Below are 15,447 nucleotides of genomic sequence, written 5' to 3' on the forward strand. Positions count from 1 at the left end.
TAATTATTTAGACGCCCTCATAGACTGGCCTCCTACACACGAGAAGCAAACAAGGAGTGCAAGTCATGAACAAAGCAGCACGGGGATGGAAAGCTAAGAAGCTGGCAGTCGCGCTGGGTGGTCTGGCGCTGGCCGCCGGCATGACGATTCAGGCGCAGGCCGCAAGCCTGTCGCTGCTCAACGTGTCGTACGACCCGACGCGTGAGCTGTACGCCGACTACAACAAGGCCTTCGAGGCCCACTACAAGCAAGTCGCTGGCGACACGGTGACGGTGAAAGCTTCGCACGGCGGCTCGGGCAAGCAGGCCCGTACCGTGCTCGACGGCGCACCTGCTGACGTCGTCACGCTTGGCATCTCCGCCGATATCGACGAACTGGCCACCGCCGGTCTCGTGAACAAGGATTGGCAGAAGCGTCTGCCGGACAACGCCACGCCGTACACGTCGACCATCGTGTTGCTCGTGCGCAAGGGCAACCCCAAGGGCATCAAGGACTGGAACGACCTCGCCAAGCCGGGCATCAGCGTGGTGACGCCGAACCCGAAGACGTCGGCTGGCGCGCGCTGGAACTACCTCGCCGCATGGCTTTACGCGCTCAAGCAACCGGGCGGTAACGAGCAGAAGGCGCAGGATTTTGTGAAGGCCATTTACAAAAACGTCGGCGTGCTGGATTCAGGCGCGCGCGGCGCGACCACGACCTTCGTGGAGCGCGGCATCGGCGACGTGCTGATCGCCTGGGAAAACGAAGCGCTGTTGTCGGTGAAGGACCTCGGTCCGGACAAGTTCGACATCGTGGTGCCGTCGTCGTCGATTCTGACGGAACCACCGGTGGCGATCGTCGACAAGAACGTCGACAAGCACGGTACGCGCAAGGCCGCCGAAGCCTACCTGCAATGGCTGTACTCGCCGCAGGGGCAGGAGATCGCCGCGAAGCACTTCTATCGTCCGCGCTCGCCGGAAATCGCAAAGAAGTACGAGTCGCAGTATCCGAAGCTCAAGCTCTATACGGTGGACGCCGATCTGGGCGGCTGGACTAAGACGCAGGCGAAGCACTTCGCCGACGGCGGCATCTTCGACCAGATCTACACCAAGAAGTAAGGGTAGGGGCCATCGCATGAGTACCGCACTCTTTCCAATGTGGCGCAAGCCAAGTGCCTTGCCGGGCTTTGGCCTGACGATGGGCTACACCGTCGCGTACCTGAGCCTTGTGGTGCTGGTGCCGTTGCTGATGGTCTTTATCAAGGCAAGCTCGCTCGACTGGGCGAGCTTCGTCGGCGCAGTGAGTTCGCCGCGCGTGCTGGCGTCGTACCGCCTCACGTTCGGCATCTCGCTCGCGGCGGCGACGCTGAACGCATTTTTCGGCTTCATCCTGGCGTGGGTGCTGGTGCGCTACACGTTCCCGGGCAAGCGTTTCGTCGACGCGCTGATCGACCTGCCTTTCGCCTTGCCGACATCGGTCGCAGGCATCGTGCTGGCCGCCATCTACGCGCCGAACGGCTGGATCGGACGCTGGTTCGAACCGCTCGGCATCAAGATCGCTTTCACGCCGCTGGGCATTTTCGTGGCGCTCACGTTCATCGGCCTGCCGTTCGTGGTGCGCACCCTGCAACCGGTGCTCGAAGAGTTCGAGCGCGAGCAGGAAGAGGCGGCAGCCTGCCTCGGCGCGACGCGCTGGCAGACGCTGCGTCACGTGATTCTCCCGGCGGTGCTGCCGGCCTTGCTCACGGGCTTTGCGCTGGCGTTCGCCCGTGCGGTCGGTGAATACGGCTCGGTCATCTTCATCGCGGGCAACATTCCGATGGTCTCGGAAATCACGTCGCTGCTGATCGTGACGAAGCTCGAACAATATGACTTTGCTGGCGCGGCGGCGCTGGCCGTGGTGATGTTGCTGATCTCGTTCGTGCTGTTGCTGCTCATCAATACCCTGCAATGGTGGCTGCAACGCCGTCATTCAGGCCGACGCGCCAGCGGCGTGTGACACAGGATTACCCGGAAATCACGAAGAGAACGTTTCGATCATGTCCGATTCACTCGCACTCTCGCAGGCCCTGCCGCAAACGGTGAAGGCACGCAAAGCCGATCCGACCGACGAACCCGCGTACGTCAAAGCCATCCTGATCGCTGTGGCGCTGGTGTTTTTCGCACTGTTTCTGGTGCTGCCGCTTGCATCGGTCTTCGTCACCGCGTTGGGCAAGGGGCTCGCGCCGTATTGGGAAGGGCTGACGAACGACGACGCGCTCTCGGCGATCCGTCTGACGTTGCTCATCGCGTTCATCGCCGTGCCGCTCAACCTGGTGTTCGGGGTGGCGGCGTCGTGGGCGATTGCGCGCTTCGACTTCAAGGGCAAGAGCGTGCTGACTACGCTCATCGACCTGCCGTTCTCGGTCTCGCCGGTCATCGCAGGGCTTACGTTCCTGCTGATTTTCGGTCGTCAGGGTCCGCTGTGGGACTTTCTCGACGCGCACAACCTGAAGATCGTGTTCGCATTGCCGGGACTTGTGCTTGCAACGGTGTTCGTCACGTTCCCGTTCGTGGCCCGCGAACTGATTCCGTTGATGCAGGCGCAAGGCAGCGAGGAAGAAGAGGCGGCCCGTGTGCTGGGCGCAAGCGGCTGGCAGGTGTTCACGCGCGTGACGCTGCCGAAGATCAAGTGGGGCCTGCTGTACGGCGTGATTCTCTGCAACGCGCGCGCCATGGGCGAGTTCGGGGCGGTGTCGGTCGTCTCGGGGCACATTCGCGGCGAGACGAACACGCTGCCGCTGCACGTGGAAATTGAATACAACGACTACCACACGGTCGGCGCATTCGCTGCGGCGTCGATTCTGGCGCTGCTCGCACTGGCCACGCTGGGGCTGAAGCTCTGGGCGGAACGCAAGCTGGCGCAGGACAAGGCCGCGCGTCGCGAAGACGCCGTGCAGGCCTGAGCGGGTATTCACGCACAGCAGACAAGTCGCGTCGAACAGCATCGAGGAGCAAGACAAATGAGCATCCAGGTACAACAGGTTTCCAAGCGTTTCGGCGATTTCGCCGCACTCGACGACGTCAGTCTCGAATTCCCTACGGGGGAACTGGTCGCGCTGCTCGGGCCGTCGGGCTGCGGCAAGACGACGCTGCTGCGCATCGTCGCCGGACTGGAGTTTGCCGACGCGGGGCGCGTGGTCCTCAACGGCGAGGACGTCGCTTCGGTAGGCACGCGCGAGCGTCAGGTCGGCTTCGTATTCCAGCACTACGCCTTGTTCCGTCACATGACGGTGTTTGAGAACGTGGCGTTCGGTCTGCGCGTGAAGTCCCGTCGCGATCGCCTATCGGACGCACAGATTCGCAACAAGGTGCATGAGCTGCTGGGTCTCGTGCAACTGGACTGGCTGGCCGATCATTACCCGGCAGAGCTGTCGGGCGGGCAGCGTCAGCGTATTGCGCTCGCGCGTGCGCTGGCCGTCGAGCCGAAGGTGCTGTTGCTCGACGAGCCGTTCGGCGCGCTCGATGCCAAGGTGCGCAAGGAATTGCGCAGCTGGCTGCGCCGTCTCCACGACGAGCTTCACATCACGACGATTTTCGTCACGCACGATCAGGAAGAGGCGCTCGAAGTGGCCGATCGCATCGTGCTGATGAATCGCGGCAAGGTTGAACAGATCGGTGCACCGCAGGACGTCTACGACACCCCGGAGAGTGCCTTCGTGTTTGAGTTTCTCGGCGCGGCGAACCGTCTGTCGGGCGAGTTGCAGACGCACGATTTCATTGCGGACGCGGGCAAGTATCGCGTCACCGTGCACAAGGACGATCTGCCTGCCGTGCCGCAGGACGGTCGGGCGATTGCGTATGTGCGTCCGCACGATCTGGCGCTGGTGCCTGCGGGCGACGGCGGCCCCGGTATCGACGTGGCGGTGCGCCGCGCGATTCCGCTGGGCGGCACGGTGCGCGTGGAGCTTGCGGCACCCGGCGACGCCGTGTGGGAGGCCGAACTCACACGCTCGGGCTGGAAGGCTCTCGGCGCGGATGCAGGCACGACGCTGCGCGCGGTGCCGCGTCAGTTGCGGGTGTTTTCGGCGCAGGCATAACGAGCGGTACACATCAAAACTACAAGCGGTACTTCATCCATAGACGTCACGGACAGACAAGCAACAGGGCGGAGTTAAATCATGAATTTCCAGCAATTGCGCTACGTGCGCGAAGCGGTTCGGCAGAACCTCAATCTGACGGAAGCGGCCAGTGCGCTGTACACGTCGCAATCGGGCGTGAGCAAGCAGATCAAGGATCTGGAGGACGAACTCGGCGTGGATGTCTTTGTGCGCCGCGGCAAACGTCTCACGGGCCTGACCGAACCGGGCAAGGCGGTGCTGCAACTGATCGAGCGCATGCTGCTCGACGCCGAGAACCTGCGCCGCGTGGCGCGTCAGTTCGCCGATCAGGACAGCGGGCACCTTGTGGTCGCCACCACGCACACGCAGGCGCGCTATGCGCTGCCGCAGGTGATCAAGCAGTTCACGAGCGTCTTCCCGAAGGTGCATCTGGCGTTGCGCCAGGGCAGCCCGCGCCAGATCGCGCAGATGGTCATCGACGGCGAAGCGGATATCGGCATCACGACCGAGGCGCTCGACCGCTTTCCCGACATCGTCACGTTTCCGTGCTATTCATGGCATCACGTGGCCGTTGTGCCCAAGGAGCACCCGCTGGTCGGACGCGAGAACCTGACGCTCGCCGATATCGCCGAATACCCGATCATCACGTATGACGGCGATTTCACGGGGCGCTCGCACGTGGACAAGGCGTTTACCGATCAAGGACTGGTGCCGGATATCGTGCTCACCGCGCTCGATACGGACGTCATCAAGACCTACGTCGAACTGGGGTTGGGCATCGGCATTGTGGCGGCGATGGCCGTCGATCCGCGCAAGGATCAGGATCTGGCGGTGCTGGAACTCGAAAATGCGTTCGAGCCGAGCACGACGCGCATCGGCCTGCGACGCGGTGCGTTCCTGCGCTCGTACGCGTACCGTTTCATCGAAATGCTCGCGCCTGCGCTCAAGGAGCAGGAAATCTCGACGCAGTTGCGCGAGGCGCTGGAGTTTGCCGCCTGACGTTTTCCGCCGGATGCTGGCGTCCTGCTGAGCCCGATCCCGCTCTGGTGGCGGGATCGATGTTTTCAGCGATTGGGAAGCGGGGCAGTATTGGATACAATCGCTGCATGACATTGACCTCATTCAACCCGATTCCTCATTACACCGTGTCCTCGGGCGAATTGCCGCGCATTGCGCTGCTCGCCACGGGCGGCACGATCGCGGGCAGCGCGGCCGACGCCACGCGCACCGCCGGTTATCAGGCCGGAGCGCTTGGTGTTCAGGATCTGCTCGCCGCCGTGCCCGCACTGGGTAACGTGGCCCACATTCACGCCGAGCAGGTTGCACAGATCGACAGCAAGGACATCAGCGTTTCGCTATGGCAGAAACTGGCCGCCCGCGTGAACGCCTTGCTGGCGCAGCCCGACGTGGCCGGTGCCGTGATTACGCACGGCACCGATACGCTCGAAGAGACAGCGTATTACCTGCATCTCACGATCAACAGCCGCAAGCCGGTTGTCATGACCGCTGCCATGCGGCCTGCGACGGCACTCTCGGCCGACGGCCCGCTCAATCTGCTCAACGCCGTGCGGGTGGCAACCGACCCGATTTCGGCCGGGCGCGGTGTAATGGTCGCCATCAACAACCAGATCCACTGCGCACGCGACGTCATCAAGACGAGCACGTACAAGGTCGACGCCTTCCATTCGCCGGAAATCGGCGTGATCGGCTGGGTGCAGGACGAGCGCGTGGCGTTTCAGCGCGAGCCGCTTCAGTACCATACCGTCGAGAGCGAATTTGTCGGGCTCTCCGGTGAGTTGCCTGCGGTGGAAGTGGTATCGAGCTATGCGGGCGTGTCGCGCATTGCGGTCGACGCGCTGGTGGAAGCGGGTGTGCAGGGCATTGTGGTTGCCGGTACCGGCAATGGCTCGCTGCACTCGCTGTTGCAACAGGCGCTGGCCGAGGCGGTGCAGCGCGGTGTGACGGTGGTGCGTGCGTCGCGCGTGGGTAGTGGTCACGTGATGCATAACGGCGCCGCGCCGGACGATCAGTACGGGTTCGTGAGCACCGGCAACCTGCATCCGTACAAGGCGCGCGTGCTGCTGATGCTGGCGCTGCAAGCGGGCGTGCCGCGTGAGCGCATGCAGAGTCTTTTCGACGAGTATTAATCGGCGCCAAAAAAATACGGCGCGAGTCGCGCTTTCGCTTGACTGGCGCCGTGACGCTCGGCGTGGCGTCGGTCGACGCGCTCGCCCTGTTTCCCACCTCTCCCTGCTATTGCTGACGGCTTTTCTGACGGCCGCTTTCTTCGTCTTCTCGCGAAATGCGCGGTGTGGCCTCGCGCCGCGACATGACGCCGCGGCGGGGCCTGTCGTTCAGTTTCAGGCGACGGTGTGGTTCGCGAGCATCTCCAGCGCGCGCACCATGCCCGAGTGATCCCATGCTGCGCCGCCGTTGGCTGCGCAGGCATTGAACAGTTCCTGCGCGGTGGCCGTATTCGGCAGCGACACGCCGAGGGTCTTCGCCGTTTGCAGCGCCAGGTTCAGATCCTTCTGGTGCAGTGCGATGCGGAAGCCCGGTTCGAAGTTGCGCTTGACCATGCGCTCGCCATGCACTTCCAGAATGCGCGATGAAGCGAAGCCACCCATCAGGGCTGCACGCACCTTCGCGGGATCTGCACCGGCCTTCGACGCGAACAGCAGGGCTTCGCCCACGGCTTCGATCGTCAGTGCCACCACGATCTGGTTGGCGACCTTGCAGGTCTGTCCGGCACCGCTGTCGCCCACGAGCGTGATGTTCTTGCCCATCAGTTCGAAGAACGGCTTCACGTCGTCGAACGCAGCTTGCGAGCCGCCGACCATGATCGACAGCGACGCGGCCTTCGCGCCGACTTCGCCGCCCGAGACCGGAGCGTCGAGGTATTCGCAGCCGAGTGCCTTGATCTTCTTCGCGTATTCCTTCGTTTCGATCGGCGAGATCGAGCTCATGTCGACGACGATCTTGCCAGCCGTCAGACCTTCTGCCAGACCGTCCTGACCGAACAGCACGGCGCCGACGTCAGGGGTGTCCGGCACCATCACGAACACGATATCGGCGCGCTTGGCGACTTCCTTGGCCGACGTGCAAACGGTGGCCTGACCGTCGATCAGGTCTTGCGGGGGCGTGCGGCGCTCGTACAAGAACAGTTTGTGACCGGCGTTTTGAAGATGCTTCGCCATCGGCGCGCCCATGATGCCCAGACCAATAAAACCGAGTTGTGCCATTTCGAGACTCCTTGTTGCCAAAGTTTGAAGTTGTTGTTGCCGACCGTGGGACGGGCAGGGCATGGGTGCGCGAGTGCTACAGGCAATGAGCGTTCACGCATCCCCCGTGCTCCGGCCGCATGCCCCCTGCATGCGGCCGGCGGGGCCCTTCCTCGTCGAAACCCAGTCGGTTATTGCGAGGGTTACGCTGACTTACGTCCGCTTACGCGGCTTCGCGCAGGCCTGCGGTCTTGAACCAGCCGAGGCCGTCGGTGGTGGTCGTTGCGGGCTTATACTCGCAGCCGATCCAGCCCGTGTAGCCAATGCGGTCGAGGAACGCGAACAGGTAGGCGTAATTGATCTCGCCCGTGCCCGGCTCGTTGCGGCCCGGGTTGTCGGCGAGCTGCACGTGTGCGATGCGCGCCAGATTCGTCTCGATGGTCTTGGCGAGCTCACCTTCCATGCGTTGCATGTGATAGATGTCGTACTGCAGGAATAGGTTGTCCGAGCCGACGGCGTCGAAGAGTTCCAGCGTCTGCTTCGTACGGTTCAGGAAGAAGCCCGGAATGTCGTACGTGTTGATCGGCTCGACCAGCAGGCGGATGCCCTCGGCCTTGAGGGCATCGGCGGCGAAGCGCAGGTTGCCCACGAGCGTTTCGGTGGCGGCCTGCGTCGACAGATCGGCGCCTTGCTTGCCCACGAGGCAGTTCAGTTGCTTCACACCCAGCGCCTTGGCGTAGGTGATGGCTTCGCCCACGCCGTCGCGGAATTCGGCCACGCGATCGGGGAAGATGGCGATGCCGCGCTCGCCTGCATCCCAGTTACCGGCGGGCAGGTTGTGCAGCACGAGGTCGAGCTGATACTGGTTCAGCTTGTCGGCGATCTGGTCGCGATGAAACGCGTACGGGAACAGGAACTCCACGCCGCGAAAGCCCGCTGCGGCGGCCGCCTTGAAGCGGTCGAGGAACGGCACCTCGTTGAACAGCATGGTCAGGTTGGCGGCAAATTTCGGCATTGCGCTGACTCCTCTCTCTCTTTTTAGGGGGTGGTTTCGACGATTCGATGCAAGGGTGAATGCTGGGTGAAGCTAATGTCATGCGGGGTACGGCAAGGTTGCGGAGCGCGTGCTTTGGCCGTTTCACGGGGTCTAGCCGAAAGCGGAGGGGACGCATGCGCCCCGCAAACCATTGGCAGTGCTGGCAGGCTTATGCCGACACTGCGTCGTCTTCTTCCACGACGTCGACGATTTCTTCGAACTCGTTGACGTTGTTGATTTCGGTGCCCATCGCGATGTTGGTCACGCGCTCGAGAATCACTTCCACGATCACCGGCACGGAGAACTCGGCCATCAGCTTGCGTGCCTGAGCGAACGCAGGCTGAATGTCGTTCGGCTGGAACACACGGATCGCCTTCACGCCGAGGCCTTCAGCCACCTTCACGTGGTCGACGCCGTAACCGTTCAGTTCCGGCGAGTTCACGTTCTCGAACGCGAGCTGCACGCAGTAGTCCATGTCGAAGTTGCGCTGTGCCTGACGGATCAGACCCAGGTATGAGTTGTTCACCACGACGTGGATGTACGGCACCTTGAACTGCGCTGCCACGGCCAGTTCTTCGATCATGAACTGGAAGTCGTAGTCGCCCGAGATGGCCACGACGTCCGACGACGGCGATGCGACCTTCGCACCGATGGCGGCCGGCACGGTCCAGCCCAGCGGGCCCGCCTGACCGCAGTTGATCCAGTGACGCGGCTTGTTCACGTGCAGGAACTGCGCGGCGGCGATCTGCGACAGACCGATGGTCGAGACGTAGCGCACGTCGCGGCCGAAGAACGCGTTCATTTCCTGATACACGCGTTGCGGCTTGATCGGCACCTGATCGAAGTCCGTGCGGCGCAGCATGGTGCGCTTGCGTTTCTGGCAGTCGGCAACCCATTGCGAGCGGTCCGGCAGACGGCCGGCGGCCTTCAGTTCCTTGGCGACTTCGACGAACAGCGTGAGGGCGGCCTTTGCGTCGGAGACGATGCCGTAGTCCGGGCCAAACACGCGGCCGATTTGCGTCGGCTCGATATCGACGTGCACGAACTTTCGACCCTGCGTGAAGACATCCACGCTACCGGTGTGACGGTTCGCCCAGCGGTTGCCGATGCCCATCACGAAGTCGGACGCGAGCATCGTCGCATTGCCGAAGCGGTGCGACGTTTGCAGACCGACCATGCCAGCCATGAGCGGATGGTCGTCGGCGATGGTGCCCCAGCCCATGAGCGTGGGCACGACCGGCACGTTCACCGTTTCGGCGAATTCGACGAGCAGATCGGCGGCGTCGGCGTTGATCACACCGCCACCCGACACGATGAGCGGACGCGCCGACGCGACCAGCATCTGAATGGCTTTCTCGGCCTGAGCACGCGTCGCGGCGGGCTTGTACACCGGCAGCGGTTCGTACGTGTCGGGATCGAATTCGATCTCGGCGACCTGCACGTCGAACGGCAGATCGATGAGCACCGGACCCGGACGGCCCGAGCGCATCAGGTGGAACGCTTGCTGGAATACGCGCGGCACGAGGGCCGGCTCACGGACCGTCACGGCCCACTTCGTGACCGGCTTGGCGATCGACTCGATGTCGACGGCCTGGAAATCTTCCTTGTACAGACGGGCGCGCGGGGCCTGACCCGTAATGCACAGAATAGGGATGGAGTCGGCTTGTGCCGAGTACAGGCCGGTGATCATGTCCGTGCCTGCGGGTCCCGACGTTCCGATACAAACGCCAATGTTGCCGGCTTCTGCACGGGTGTAGCCTTCGGCCATGTGCGATGCGCCTTCGACGTGGCGGGCAAGCACGTGCTCGACGCTGCCAGCCTTGCGCAAGGCCGAATAGAACGGATTAATGGCAGCGCCGGGCACGCCGAATGCGGTAGTGATGCCTTCCTTCTCCAGCACGCGGACGGCGGCCTCTACGGCGGTCATCTTGGCCATGTGACTCCTCCAATGGGTAATGACGAATACGGGACGAATAGGGATGAACCTTGTTGGAGGTCACTTTAAGCCGGTACGATTTGTTTGATAAGATCACAAAAGATCGTTTTTTTAAGAACAAAAAGTATCGAATGGAGACGTGATGGACCGCTACAAACAGATCGAAACCTTCGTGCAGGTGGCCGAAGCCGGCAGTCTGGCCGCGGCGGCGCTCAAGGAGGGGGTCTCGCCGGTGATCCTCGGGCGGCGCATCGACGCGCTCGAAAAGCGTCTCGGCATCAAGCTCATGTACCGTTCGACGCGCCGGCTGGCGCTCTCGGAAGAGGGCGGCGCATTTCTCGAGCGTTGCAAACAGTTGCTCGGCGACTGGGAGATGGCGGAGAACGAGATCAGCGCCGGGCGGCACGCCGTCTCCGGTCACCTGATCGTCTCGGCCCCAGCGGCATTCGGCCGTAAGCACGTGGCCCCGCACGCACCGGCGTTCCTGCGCCTGCATCCCGAAGTGCAGATCTCTTTCAATTTGACGGATCGCGTGGTGGATATCGTGCGCGAGGGCTACGACATGGGGATTCGTATCGGCGGCTCCGTCGACCCGAACTTCGTGGCCGTCAAACTCGCGCAGAACCGGCGCGTGGTGTGCGGCACCCCGGCGTACTTTGCGCGCCACGGCCGTCCGAAGACGCTGGAGGATCTGGCGAAGCACAACTGTCTGGCGTTCAACCTTCAGGGCGGGCAGCAGCGCGGCTGGTACTTCAAACGGCAGGGTAAGCTCGTGACCATTCGCGTGGCTGGCAGTCTCGACTGCAACGACGGTGAGTTGCTGCACCGCTGGGCGCTCGAAGGGCTGGGACTCGGCTGGCGCTCGACGTGGGAAATTCAGCGCGAGTTGCAGTCCGGGGAACTGGAGACCGTGCTGGACGAATATGCGCTGCCGGATTACGACATCCTCGCCGTGTACCCGCAGCAGCGCTTCCAGCCCGCGCGGGTGCGGCTGTTCATCGAACAGTTGCGGCAGATTTACGCGCGCCCGAATTACTGGCTGGAGAACGGCTGACGAGCGGCTGATGTCGATGCCGCCTGTGATCGACGGCGATCTTCCATTGATGGGAAGCCAGGCCCGAGAGGTGATCAGGCGGGGCGATGAACGTCACTAATCGAGCGGGAGTTGATGCTCGACATGAAATCCGCTAGAATCGCGGGTTCTGCAACCTTGCTGCACTGGTTCTGACGCCCAGGCAGCTTTGTCCATAAGGAGCACCCTATGCGTCATTATGAAATCGTATTTATCGTTCACCCCGATCAGAGCGAGCAAGTGCCTGCAATGATCGAGCGCTATCGTGGCACGGTCGAAACCCGTCAGGGCAAGATCCACCGCGTCGAAGACTGGGGCCGTCGTCAACTGGCCTACATGATCGAAAAGCTGGCCAAGGCTCACTACGTTTGCATGAACATCGAATGCGACCAGGAAACCCTGGACGAGCTGGAACACGCATTCAAGTTCAACGACGCCGTTCTGCGCCACCTCGTCGTCAAGATGAAGAAGGCTGAGACCGCACCGTCGCCGATGATGAAGGAAGTGGCCCGCGAAGAAGCCAAGAAGGCTGCCGCGACGCCCGCGACCGAAGCTGCCGCTTCGTAATTAGCGCACCGGAACGCATCAGGGTGCCAACGGAAACATTGAACGCGTGAATCGCTTACGGCTCGAGGCCAGCATCGTCGAAATCGGCACGCTGCGCTATACCCCGGCCGGGCTTCCCGTGATCGATGTCACGCTGGCGCACGAGGGAACAGCCGAAGAGGCGGGCGTGGCCCGTCAGGTCGAGTTCTCGATACCGGCAGTTGCGATCGGTCCCATCAGTGCCAAAGTCATGGCGCTGGGACTCGAGAAACCGGCCCAGTGGGCAGGGTTTCTAGCTAAGAAGCATCGCAATAGCCGCACCCTGGTGTTTCACATCACAGCATTGCAAGCATTTGAAAAGGATTGTTGAACATGCCGCGTCCTAACGGTAAAAACAAGAAGTTTGATCGCCGCCGCCAACAGCAAAACCCGCTGTTCAAGCGCAAGAAGTTCTGCCGCTTCACCGTCGCTGGTGTCGAGCAGATCGATTACAAGGATGTCGAAACGCTGAAGGACTTCATCGGCGACAACGGCAAGATCACCCCGGCTCGCCTGACGGGCACCAAGGCGCACTACCAGCGCCAGCTCGATACGGCTATCAAGCGCGCGCGTTTCCTCGCGCTGCTGCCGTACACCGATCTGCACGGTGCTTAATCGCCAGTCGACGAAGGAGAATAGATAATGCAAGTGATTCTGCTGGAAAAGGTCGTCAACCTGGGTAACCTGGGCGACATCGTGAAGGTCAAGGATGGTTTCGCACGTAACTTCCTGATCCCGACGAAGAAGGCTCGCCGCGCCACCAAGGACGCGATCGCCGAATTCGAAGTTCGCCGCGCCGAACTGGAAAAGGCTGCCGCCGACAAGCTGGCTGCTGCTCAAACCGAAGGCGAAAAGCTGTCGGGTCTGACCGTGCAAATCTCGCAGAAGGCTGGTGTTGACGGCCGTCTGTTCGGTTCGGTCACCAACTTCGACATCGCCGAAGCCCTGGGCACCCAAGGTTTCAAGGTTGAGAAGATGCAAGTGCGTCTGCCGAACGGCCCGCTCAAGACCGTGGGTGATTTCCCGGTTCAAGTGGCGCTGCACACCGACGTCGTGATCGACGTCACCGTGTCGGTGCTGGGCGAGCACGCCTAAGTCGTACCCGCGTCAGCTTCCCGACGCGAATAAAAGACGGAAGTCGGAGTACCGGCTTCCGTTTTTTTATGTCTGTCCGTTCCGTTGTGTTGGCTGCCGGAATATCCGGTCGCCGGTCTCGCACTGCCGTACGCCGACCGCCTCCCGGTTGCTCGCTCCCTTCCATCCAAGTCATCGTTCGATAGCGCCACCTTATGCTGCCTCCAGGGAAACTGCTGAACAAACAACGTCCTGAAAAGTCGTCGCGCAAGCGCGATTTTGCCGGGACTGACCGGGATCGCGGGGACGGTATAATGCCCGGCATGAACGCGCCCGATCCCCAGCTCGATTCGCTCAAGGTGCCACCGCACTCCATCGAGGCGGAGCAATCCGTGCTCGGCGGTCTGCTACTCGATAACAGCGCCTGGGATCGCATCGGCGACTTCTTGTCCGAGTCGGACTTCTACCGCTACGACCATCGTCAGATCTATCAGCACATCGGGCGTCTGATCTCCAGCGACCGACCTGCCGACGTCATCACCGTCTTCGAATCGCTCACTTCCGCCGGCAAAGCCGAGGACGTGGGTGGTCTGGCCTACCTGAATGCCCTCGCGCAGAACACCCCGAGTGCGGCGAACATTCGCCGTTACGCGGAAATCGTGCGCGACCGAGCCGTGCTGCGTAAGCTCGTGACGGTGGCCGACGAAATTGCTTCGGATGCTTTCAATCCGCAGGGCAAAGAAGTGCGTCAGATGCTCGACGAGGCGGAGGCGAAGGTCTTCGCGATTGCGGAGGAGGGTTCGCGCAGCACCAACGGCTTCCTCGAACTGCAACCGCTGCTCACGCAAGTGGTCGAGCGTATCGACGAGCTGTACCACCGCGAAGGCGGCAGCGACATTACCGGTATTCCAACGGGCTTCGTCGATCTGGATCGCATGACGTCCGGTTTCAACGGCGGCGATCTGATCATCGTGGCCGGTCGTCCGTCGATGGGTAAAACGACGTTCTCGATGAACATCGGTGAGCACATCGCGGTGGAAGAGGGCTTGCCCGTTGCCGTGTTCTCGATGGAAATGCCGGGGACGCAGCTGGCCATGCGTATGCTGGGTTCGGTGGGGCGTCTCGATCAGCATCGTCTGCGTACCGGCAAGCTGGTCGACGAAGACTGGCCGAAGCTCACGCACGCGATGCAGAAGATGAACGAGACGCAACTGTTCGTCGACGAAACGCCTGCGCTCAACCCGATGGAATTGCGTGCGCGTGCGCGACGTCTGGCACGTCAGTGCGGCAAGCTCGGTCTGATCATCATCGATTACTTGCAGCTGATGAGCGGCTCGGGCGGCGGCGAAAACCGTGCGACCGAAATTTCCGAAATTTCGCGTTCGCTCAAAGGCCTTGCCAAAGAGTTGAACGTGCCGGTAATCGCGCTCTCGCAGCTCAACCGAAGTCTCGAACAACGCCCGAACAAGCGTCCGGTCATGTCGGATTTGCGCGAATCGGGCGCTATCGAACAGGACGCGGACATCATCCTGTTCATCTACCGCGACGAAGTCTACAACCCCGACACCCCAGACAAAGGCACGGCCGAAATCATTATCGCGAAGCAGCGTAACGGTCCCATCGGCCACGTCCGTCTGGCGTTCATCGGTGCCTACACGAAGTTCGATAATCTGGCCGGTCCGCAATACTGACGCACCGATTTCCATCTGTTCGGATGCGCATGCGGCATCGCATGCCTCCGACGAGGTAGAATGTGACGTTTTTGTGTCGACCCGTCCCCTATTAATACCCGGAGTTTCCCCATAATGTTCGGTCGCTTCATGCCCACCGAGGGCAAGTTCTTTGACCTGTTCAACCAGCACGCGGCGTGCATGGTCGCAGGCAGCCGCGAGCTGTCCGCCATGCTCAACGACCTGCCAAACGCCGAGGCACGTACTGTTGCCGTGCAGAACAACGAGAAGAAAGCGGATCGCATCACGCACGAGACCATCGACTTGATGCACAAGACGTTCATCACGCCTTTCGACCGCGACGAGATCCATAAGCTGATCAGCACGATGGACGACATCCTGGATCTGATGGAAGACGTGGCGACGGCCGTGTGGATGTACGACATCAAGAGCGTGCCGTCTGAGGCCCGCATGCTGGGCGAAATCTGCGTGAAATGCTGCGAGCGTGTGCAAAGCACCGTCGCACTGCTCAACGACATGGATCGTGCCCGTGAAATTCTGAAGTTCTGCGAAGAGATCGACGGTCTCGAATCGGAAGCCGACCGCCTGCTGCGCGCATCGCTGTCGAAGCTATTCCGTGAAGAGGCCGACGTGAAAGAGCTGATCAAGCAGAAGGCTGTGTCCGAATTGCTCGAGTCGGTGACCGACAAATGCGAAGACGTTGCCAACATCATCGAAGGCATTGTGCTGGAAAACGCCTGAGCGGAGACTTTCG

Annotated in this window: 16 protein-coding genes and 1 pseudogene; 14 read left to right on the forward strand and 3 right to left on the reverse strand. The window is 61.9% G+C overall.

The window, feature by feature from the left end:
- Positions 1-65 precede the first annotated feature (65 nt).
- From PAN31117_RS19020 to PAN31117_RS19045, 7 genes and pseudogenes are all read left to right on the forward strand, one after another.
- Positions 66-1,097: a sulfate ABC transporter substrate-binding protein gene (locus PAN31117_RS19020; protein WP_150739584.1), complete on the forward strand. Its 1,032-nt coding sequence runs from the start codon at positions 66-68 to the stop codon at positions 1,095-1,097.
- Positions 1,098-1,113: 16 nt separating this feature from the next.
- On the forward strand, positions 1,114-1,977 hold the full coding sequence (gene cysT, locus PAN31117_RS19025; RefSeq protein ID WP_150739585.1) for a sulfate ABC transporter permease subunit CysT: 864 nt from the start codon (positions 1,114-1,116) through the stop codon (positions 1,975-1,977).
- Positions 1,978-2,017: 40 nt separating this feature from the next.
- Positions 2,018-2,923 (forward strand): sulfate ABC transporter permease subunit CysW, encoded by a 906-nt coding sequence (gene cysW, locus PAN31117_RS19030; protein ID WP_150739586.1) that lies wholly within the window; start codon positions 2,018-2,020, stop codon positions 2,921-2,923.
- 57 nt (positions 2,924-2,980) lie between these two features.
- Positions 2,981-3,716, forward strand: a pseudogene (locus PAN31117_RS19035) (sulfate/molybdate ABC transporter ATP-binding protein); the annotation flags it as partial.
- A 128-nt stretch (positions 3,717-3,844) separates the two neighbouring features.
- Positions 3,845-4,057: a TOBE-like domain-containing protein gene (locus PAN31117_RS27820; RefSeq protein ID WP_370855776.1), complete on the forward strand. Its 213-nt coding sequence runs from the start codon at positions 3,845-3,847 to the stop codon at positions 4,055-4,057.
- 81 nt (positions 4,058-4,138) lie between these two features.
- A complete protein-coding gene (locus tag PAN31117_RS19040) occupies positions 4,139-5,077 on the forward strand; it encodes a CysB family HTH-type transcriptional regulator (RefSeq protein WP_039398842.1) in 939 nt (312 codons plus the stop codon).
- Positions 5,078-5,184: 107 nt separating this feature from the next.
- A complete protein-coding gene (locus tag PAN31117_RS19045) occupies positions 5,185-6,225 on the forward strand; it encodes an asparaginase (protein ID WP_046291729.1) in 1,041 nt (346 codons plus the stop codon).
- Between the two features lie 213 nt (positions 6,226-6,438).
- Here PAN31117_RS19045 and glxR read toward each other — a convergent pair whose 3' ends face one another.
- The 3 genes from glxR to gcl form a co-directional block, all read right to left on the reverse strand.
- Positions 6,439-7,383 (reverse strand): 2-hydroxy-3-oxopropionate reductase, encoded by a 945-nt coding sequence (gene glxR, locus PAN31117_RS19050; RefSeq protein ID WP_370855773.1) that lies wholly within the window; start codon positions 7,381-7,383, stop codon positions 6,439-6,441.
- A gap of 139 nt (positions 7,384-7,522) precedes the next feature.
- The gene (gene hyi / locus PAN31117_RS19055) at positions 7,523-8,314 is read right to left on the reverse strand and encodes a hydroxypyruvate isomerase (protein ID WP_150739588.1); all 792 of its coding nucleotides are present in this window, start codon (positions 8,312-8,314) and stop codon (positions 7,523-7,525) included.
- Between the two features lie 190 nt (positions 8,315-8,504).
- Positions 8,505-10,271 carry a glyoxylate carboligase gene (gene gcl / locus PAN31117_RS19060; protein WP_150739589.1) on the reverse strand — a complete coding sequence of 589 codons (1,767 nt, stop codon included), beginning with the start codon at positions 10,269-10,271 and terminating at the stop codon, positions 8,505-8,507.
- Between the two features lie 142 nt (positions 10,272-10,413).
- On the opposite strand from gcl, the gene PAN31117_RS19065 reads away from it, so the two are divergent.
- The 7 genes from PAN31117_RS19065 (at position 10,414) to PAN31117_RS19095 (ending at position 15,434) form a co-directional block, all read left to right on the forward strand.
- Positions 10,414-11,325: a LysR family transcriptional regulator gene (locus tag PAN31117_RS19065; RefSeq protein WP_039398832.1), complete on the forward strand. Its 912-nt coding sequence runs from the start codon at positions 10,414-10,416 to the stop codon at positions 11,323-11,325.
- Between the two features lie 207 nt (positions 11,326-11,532).
- Positions 11,533-11,910 carry a 30S ribosomal protein S6 gene (gene rpsF, locus PAN31117_RS19070; protein WP_150666355.1) on the forward strand — a complete coding sequence of 126 codons (378 nt, stop codon included), beginning with the start codon at positions 11,533-11,535 and terminating at the stop codon, positions 11,908-11,910.
- Between the two features lie 46 nt (positions 11,911-11,956).
- Entirely contained in the window at positions 11,957-12,259 is a 303-nt protein-coding gene (gene priB / locus PAN31117_RS19075; protein WP_044455532.1) for a primosomal replication protein N, read from the forward strand.
- Positions 12,260-12,261: 2 nt separating this feature from the next.
- Positions 12,262-12,543 (forward strand): 30S ribosomal protein S18, encoded by a 282-nt coding sequence (gene rpsR / locus PAN31117_RS19080; protein ID WP_010803800.1) that lies wholly within the window; start codon positions 12,262-12,264, stop codon positions 12,541-12,543.
- Positions 12,544-12,570: 27 nt separating this feature from the next.
- Positions 12,571-13,023, forward strand: a complete 453-nt coding sequence (gene rplI, locus PAN31117_RS19085; RefSeq protein WP_150666356.1) for a 50S ribosomal protein L9 — start codon at positions 12,571-12,573, stop codon at positions 13,021-13,023.
- 302 nt (positions 13,024-13,325) lie between these two features.
- Positions 13,326-14,693, forward strand: a complete 1,368-nt coding sequence (locus PAN31117_RS19090; protein ID WP_046293642.1) for a replicative DNA helicase — start codon at positions 13,326-13,328, stop codon at positions 14,691-14,693.
- A 114-nt stretch (positions 14,694-14,807) separates the two neighbouring features.
- Positions 14,808-15,434: a DUF47 domain-containing protein gene (locus PAN31117_RS19095; RefSeq protein ID WP_150666357.1), complete on the forward strand. Its 627-nt coding sequence runs from the start codon at positions 14,808-14,810 to the stop codon at positions 15,432-15,434.
- The last annotated feature ends 13 nt before the right edge of the window (positions 15,435-15,447 follow it).

This window comes from Pandoraea anapnoica (assembly GCF_902459765.1).
Classification (GTDB): domain Bacteria; phylum Pseudomonadota; class Gammaproteobacteria; order Burkholderiales; family Burkholderiaceae; genus Pandoraea; species Pandoraea anapnoica.